Origin of the sequence: Streptomyces chilikensis (assembly GCF_001642695.1) — a bacterium.
Taxonomy (GTDB): Bacteria; Actinomycetota; Actinomycetes; order Streptomycetales; family Streptomycetaceae; genus Streptomyces; species Streptomyces chilikensis.
This window is the reverse complement of the sequence record NZ_LWCC02000005.1, coordinates 571,379-578,449: the sequence shown is the minus strand read 5'-3', so window position 1 is coordinate 578,449 and position 7,071 is coordinate 571,379. Positions and strand designations below refer to the sequence as shown.

The window sequence follows — 7,071 nt, the reverse complement described above, 5'->3', positions numbered from 1 at the left end:
GCTGGGCGGGCCCGTTGGGGGCGGTGAGACCGTTGCTGGCGCCGTCCTGGTTGATCGCCGAGCCGCGCACGACCGCCAACACCCGGTGGCCGTTGCGGCGGGCGTCGGAGAGCCGCTCGACCAGCAGGACGCCGACGCCCTCACCCCAGCCGGTGCCGTCCGCGTCGTCGGAGAAGGCCTTCACCCGGCCGTCGGAGGCGAGGACGCCCTGCTGGCTGAACTCCAGGAAGACGCCCGGGGTGGCCATGACGGTGACCCCGCCGGTGAGGGCGAGGTCGCACTCTCCGGCGCGCAGTGCCTGGACGGCCTGGTGGAGGGCCACCAGGGACGAGGAGCAGGCGGTGTCGACGGACACGGCCGGGCCCTCCAGGCCGAGGGTGTAGGAGACCCGGCCGGACAGCACGCTGGCGGAGCTGCCGGTGGCGACGTATCCCTGGACGCCCTCGGTGGAGCCGATCAGGAGGTTGGCGTAGTCCTGGCCGTTGGTGCCGATGTACACGCCGGTGCGGCTGCCGCGGAGTGAGGTGGGGGCGATGCCCGCGCGTTCGAGGGTGTCCCAGGTGGTCTCGAGCAGGAGCCGCTGCTGCGGGTCCATGGCCAGCGCCTCGCGCGGCGAGATGCCGAAGAACGCGGGGTCGAACTCGGTGATGGCGTCGATGAACCCGCCTTCCCGGGCGCGTGAGGCGCCGGGCCGGTCGGGGTCGTAGTAGTCCTCCAGGCTCCAGCCGCGGTCGGCGGGCAGCGGCGAGATCGCGTCGGTGCCCGCCAGGAGCAGCTGCCACAGGTCGTCCGGGCCGGACACGCCGGCCGGGAAGCGGCAGCCCATGCCGACGATCGCGACGGGCTCGTCACGGTCGTCGGGTGCGGCGTGGCGGACGGGCGGGCCGGCGGTGTCCGGCGCCCCGGTGAGCTCGGCGTGGAGGTGGGTGGCGAGTGCGGTGGGGTTCGGGTGGTCGAAGACGAGGGTGGTGGGCAGTCGCAGGCCGGTCGCCGCGGCCAGGGAGTTGCGCAGTTCGACGGCGGTGAGGGAGTCGAAGCCGAGTTCCCGGAACGCCTTGCCGGGCAGCACGGCCTCGGCGGACGCGTGGCCGAGGACGGCGGCCGCCCGGCCTCGGACGAGGTCCAGGAGCAGGCGCGTGCCGTCGGCGGGCGTGAGAGCGGCGAGCTGTGCGGTCAGGGCGCCGGCCGCGGTCTCCTCGGCGGGCGCGGGCGCTCCGCCCGGCGTGGCGAGGGCGCGCCGCACGTCGTCGATGTCGCGGACGAGGGAGATCCGTCCGGTGGCGAGCCGGGCGGGCGCGAGGACGGACCAGTCGACGTCGGCGACGGCCGTGCAGGGCGCGCCGGTGGTGACCGAGCGGGCCATGACGGCCACGGCGGTCTCGGGGTCCATGGCGGGCATGCCGCCGCGCTCCATGCGCCGGGCCACCAGGGGGTCGGTGGCGAGGCCGCCGCCGCCCCAGGCGCCCCAGGCGATGGAGACCGCGGGCAGTCCGAGGCCGCGGCGGTGCTGGGCGAGGGCGTCCAGCACGGCGTTGGCGGAGGCGTAGTTGGCCTGGCCGGCGTTGCCGAACGTGCCGGCGAGGGAGGAGAACAGCACGAACGCGTCGAGCGGCAGGTCGCGGGTCAGCTCGTGCAGGTGGAGGGCGGCGGTCGCCTTGGCGGCGAGCACCGGGGCGAGGCGGGCGGGGCTCATGGAGGGCAGGACGCCGTCGTCGAGCACGCCCGCCGTGTGGACGACGGCGGTCAGCGGCTGCTCGGCGGGGATCGCGTCCAGTACGGCCGCCAGCGCGGCGCGGTCGGCGACGTCGCAGGCGGTGAGGGTGACGCGTGCTCCCAGGCCGGCCAGCTCTTCGCACAGGTCCGTGGCGCCGGGGGCGTCCGGGCCGCGGCGGCTGAGCAGCACGATGTGGGCGGCGCCGTTCCGGGCCAGCCAGCGGGCCACGTGGCCGCCGAGTGCGCCGGTGCCCCCGGTGACGAGGACGGTGCCACCGGGCGTCCAGGCGTCGGTGTTCCCGGCGAGCGGAGCGCGCTCGAGCCGGCGGGCGAGGACGCCGGTGGCGCGCACGGCGAACTCGTCGCCGTCACGGTCGCCGTCGGCCAGGAGACCGGCGAGGCGGTCGACGGCCCGGTCGTCCACGACGAGCGGAAGGTCGATCAGGCCGCGCCACCGGTCGGGCTGTTCGAGTGCGGCCACCTGCCCGAGGCCCCAGACGCCCGAGCGGTCGGGGCGGGGCAGCGGGTCCCGCTCGTGGGTGGCGACGGCGGCCCGGGTGACGCACCACAGCGGGGCCTCGACCGCCGCGTCGCCGAGGGCCTGGAGCAGCGCGAGATCACCGGCGAGGCCGGCCGGGACCTCCGGGTGCGTGGCGTGGGCCCCGTCGGCCAGTGCCAGCAGGGACAGGACGCCCGTCAGGCGCCAGTCGCCGGCCAGCAGCGCGGCGAGCCGGTCCCGGTCGGCGGCCTCGGCGGGGACGACGATCCTGGCGACCTCGGCGCCGTGCCGGGCGAGTCCGGCGGCGACGGTCTCCACCACGAGCCGGTCGTCGTCGGCGAGGCGGTCGGGGACGGCGAGCAGCCATCGCCCGGACAGGGTGGCGTCCAGGGACGGGGCGGAGGCGGGCTTCCACGCGACGCGGTAGTGCCACGCCTCCGCGGCCGTTCGCTCGGAGCGCCGGCGGCGCCAGGACGCGAGCACCGGAAGGACCGCCGCCAGGGAGGCCCCGGTGGCCTCGTCCACCGCGCCGAGTGCCTCCCCGAGCGCCTCGAGGTCCTGCCGCTCCACGGCTTCCCAGAAGCGGGCGTCCTCGGGGTCGAGGGTTTCCGCCAGTTCGGCGGCGGGGGACTCCGGCCAGTAGCGCTGCCGCTGGAAGGCGTAGGTGGGGAGGGGGGTGGGGCGGGCGCCGGTGCCGGCGAAGACGGTCTCCCAGTCGACCGTGACCCCGTGGCAGTGCGCTTCCGCGAGGGAGGTGAGGAAGCGGTCCAGGCCGCCCTCGTCGCGGCGGAGGGTGCCCAGGACGGCGGCGTTCTCGGCCGTGCCCTGGAGGCCCAGGCCGAGGACCGGGTGGGGGCTGACCTCGACGAAGACGGTGTGGCCGTCGGCGAGGGCGGCGCGGGTGGCGTCGTCCTGGTTGACGGCGGAGCCGCGCACCACCGCGAGGACCTGGTGGCCGTTGCGGCGGGCGTCCGACAGCCGCTCCAGCAGCAGCATGCCCACACCCTCGGAGAACCCGGTGCCGTCGGCGGCCTCGGCGAACGCCTTGCAGCGGCCGTTCCCGGCGAGACCGCGCTGCCGGCTGAAGTCGATGAACATGCCGGGGGTGGCCATCAGGGTGACGCCGCCGGCGAGGGCCATCGTGGACTCGCCGGAGCGCAGGGACTGCACGGCGAGGTGCAGCGCGACCAGCGAGGACGAGCAGGCGGTGTCGACGGTGACGGCCGGGCCCTCCAGGCCGAGGGTGTAGGAGACGCGGCCCGACACCACGGCGGCGGCGCTGCCGGTGCCGAGGTAGCCCTCCAGGCCGGACTGGTTGCCGACCAGCAGCAGCGGGTAGTCCTGGCCGTTCGTGCCGGCGAACACCCCCACGTGGCTGCCCCGCACGGCCTCCGGGTCGATGCCCGCGTGTTCGAAGGCCTCCCAGGAGGTCTCCAGCAGCAGGCGCTGCTGCGGGTCCATGGCGAGCGCCTCGCGCGGCGAGATGCCGAAGAACGCCGGGTCGAACTCCGCGACGCCGTCGAGGAATCCGCCGTCGGCGACGTACGAGGTGCCCGCCTGGCCGGAACCGGTGTCGTCGATGATCGACCCCAGGTCCCAGCCGCGGTCGGTGGGGAAGGGCGCCATGGCGTCGACGCCGTCGTGGATCATCCGCCACAGGGCGGCGGGGCTGTGCACGCCGCCGGGGAACCGGCAGCTCATGCCGACGACCGCGATCGGCTCCGTGTTGCGGGCCTCCATCTCTCGCAGCCGCTCGTGGGCCGCGTCGAGATCGGTGCTGACGCGCTTGAGGAAATAGCGGAGCTTCTCTTCGTTCGCCACCCTGACGTCCTTTCCTTGACGTGTCGTCGCCGCGCGGGGCAGCGGGTTACGAGATGCCGAACTTCTCGCCGAGAAGCTGGAACATCTCGTCGTCGGAGGCGGAGTCGATCTCCGCCGCCGAGGCCGGCGCGTCGCCATGGGATTCCTGCCAGGCGGCGACCATCGCCTTCATCCGCAGCAGGACTCGCGTCCGGCCGACGTCGTCGGCGGCGACGGACGCCATCGCGGTCTCGATCCGGTCGAGCTCCTCGAGGGCGGCCGTCGCGACGGCCTCACCGTCCTGGAGTAGCCGGTCCCGCATGAACGCGGCCAGAGTCTTGGAAGTGGGGTAGTCGAACGCGGTCGTGACCGGCAGTTTCAGGCCGGTCCGGGAGGACAGTCGGTTGCGCAGCTCGACGGCGGTGACGGAGTCGAAGCCCATCTCGCGGAACGCCTTGCGGACCGGCACGGCCTCGTTCCCGGAGAAGCCGAGGACCGCGGAGACGCACTCGCGGATCAGCTCCACGAGGACGTTCTCCTGCTCCTGCTCGGTCAGGCCGGCCAGGCGCTGGACCAGCTCGGACGGCTCGTCGCCGCCGCCGGCCTCGGCCAGGGCCCGGGCGACCGCCCGGACCTCGGGGACGTCCTCGAGCAGCGGGCTGGACCTGATCGCGGTGAAGGCGGTGTAGAAGCGTTCCCAGTCGATGTCGGCGATGAGCAGGCTGGTCTCGTCCTGCTCCAGTGCCTGCTGGAGCGCCCCGGTGGCGAGTTCGGGCTTCATCTCCCGCAGGCCGTGGCGGTTGAGGGTGTCGCCGAAGTCGCCCTCGGCCATGCCGCCGCCCGCCCAGGCGCCCCAGGCGACGGAGGTGGCGGGCAGGCCGCGGCCCCTGCGGTGCACGGCGAGGGCGTCCAGGACGGCGTTGCCCGGGGCGTAGTTGCCCTGGCCGGGGGTGCCGACGGTGCCGCCGAAGGAGGAGAAGAGCACGAACGCCTTGAGGCCGAGGCCGGCGGTCAGCTCGTGCAGGTTGAACGCGGCCCGCGCCTTGGCGTGCAGGGCCCGGTCGATCTGCTCGAGGCCCAGCGAGTCGATGACGCTGTCGTCGAGCACGGCGGCGGTGTGCACCACGGCGCTCAGCGGCCGGTCCTCGGGCACGGACGCGAGGAGGGCGGCGAGCGCGTCGCGGTCCCCGGTGTCGCAGGCGGCGACGGTGACCTGGGCTCCGAGGGCGGTGAGTTCGTCGCGCAGCGCGTCGGCGCCCGGTGCGGCGGGGCCACGGCGGCTGACGAGCAGGAGGTGCTCGGCGCCGTTGCCCGCGAGCCAGCGGGCGACCTGGCCACCGAGCGCGCCGGTGCCTCCGGTGACGAGGACCGTGCCCTGGGTGCGCCAGGAGTTGTCGCCGGACGCGGCCTTCAGGGGCAGGCGGCGCAGGCGCCGCACGAAGGTCCCGGCCGTGCGGACGGCGAGCTGGTCCTCCGGTCCGGTGTCGCCGAGGGCGGCGGCGAGCAGCGCCGAGGTGCGCTCGTCGAGGACGGACGGCAGGTCGATCAGGCCGCCCCACCGGTCCGGGTGCTCCAGCGCGGCGACGCGGCCCATGCCCCAGACGGCTGCCTGGTAGGGCGAGTCGAGGGGGTCGGCGACGTTGACGGAGACGGCCCCGCGGGTGGCCGTCCACAGCGGCGCGTGGACGCCCGCCCGGCCCAGGGCCTGGAGCAGGGTCACCGTGGCGGCGTAGCCGCGGGGCACCGCGGAGGCGTCCGGGTGCGGGACGCCGTCGAGGGCGAGCAGCGACAGGATCCCGGCCGGGGCGGCCGGGTGCTCCGGGGCGAGGGCGTCGCCGACGCGGGCGGCGAGCGCCTGCGGGTCGGTGGTGTCCGCCTCGGGGACCGGGAGCAGGACGGCTTCGGCGCCGTGCTGCTCGAGCGCGGCGAGGACGGCCGCCGTGTACGGGTCGTCGGCCAGGCTCTCCGCGACGGGCACCAGCCAGGTGCCGGTGAGGCGGGCGGTGGAGGGCCGGGGGTGCGCCCGCCAGGTGACCTCGTACCGCCAGTCGTCGGTGGAGGAGGTCTCCCGCAGCCGCTTCCGCCAGGCGGACAGGTAGGGCACGGTGGCGCCCAGGGCCAGGGAGGCCTCCTCGGCGTCGACGCGGAGGACGTCGGCGACGGCCTGGACGTCGGCGTGCTCGACGGCCTCCCAGAAGGCTGCGTCGGCGGGGTTCACCTCGGCGGCCGCCGGAGCGGGCGGGGCGATCTCGTCCGCGATCCAGTAGCGGTTGCCCTGGAAGGCGTAGGTGGGCAGGTCGGTGCGGCGGGCGCCGGTGCCCGCGTAGACCGTGTCCCAGTCGACGGCCACGCCGTGGCAGTGCGCCTCGGCCAGGGAGGTGAGGAAGCGCTCCGGGCCGCCCTCGTCGCGGCGGAGGGTGCCGAGGACGGCGGCGTCGGTGCCGGCGTCCTCGACGGTGCCCTGGAGGCCCAGGGAGAGCACCGTGTGGGGGCTGACCTCGATGAGGACGGTGTGGCCGTCGGCGAGGGCGGCGCGGGTGGCGTCCTCGAACTCGACGGTGTTGCGCAGGTTGTCGTACCAGTAGCCGCCGTCCATCACCGTCTCGGCCAGCAGGCGTCCGGTGAGGGAGGAGTAGAGCGGCGTGCCGCCCTGCTGCGGCGTGATGCCGTCCAGCAGGCGCGCGAGTTCGTCGCGGATGGCTTCGACGTGCGCGGAGTGGGACGCGTAGTCCACGTCCACCCTGCGGGCGCGGACCCCGGCCGACTCGCACGCGGCGATCAGCTGGTCCAGGGCGTCCACGTCACCCGACACCACGGTCGAGGAGGGACCGTTGACGGCGGCGACGGATATCCGCCCGTCCCACGCGGTGATCGTGTCGCGGACCCAGGCGGCGGGCTGGGCGATCGAGACCATGCCGCCGAGACCCGCCAGCGCGGTGATGGCGCGGGAGCGCAGGGCCACGACCTTGGCCGCGTCCTCCAGCGACAGGATCCCCGCCACCGCGGCGGCGGCGATCTCGCCCTGCGAGTGACCGATCACCGCGGCCGGCTGGACCCCG

The 7,071-nt window shown here is 75.5% G+C and carries 2 protein-coding genes; both read right to left on the bottom strand.

Annotated elements, in window-relative coordinates; genetic code table 11:
- Positions 1-4,075 (bottom strand): SDR family NAD(P)-dependent oxidoreductase (locus A2U95_RS02770; RefSeq protein ID WP_420857009.1); only part of this gene is annotated, 4,075 nt, incomplete at its 3' end.
- A gap of 4 nt (positions 4,076-4,079) precedes the next feature.
- Positions 4,080-7,071, bottom strand: a 2,992-nt coding sequence (locus A2U95_RS02765; RefSeq protein WP_166020642.1) for an SDR family NAD(P)-dependent oxidoreductase, incomplete at its 5' end; no start/stop codon positions are given.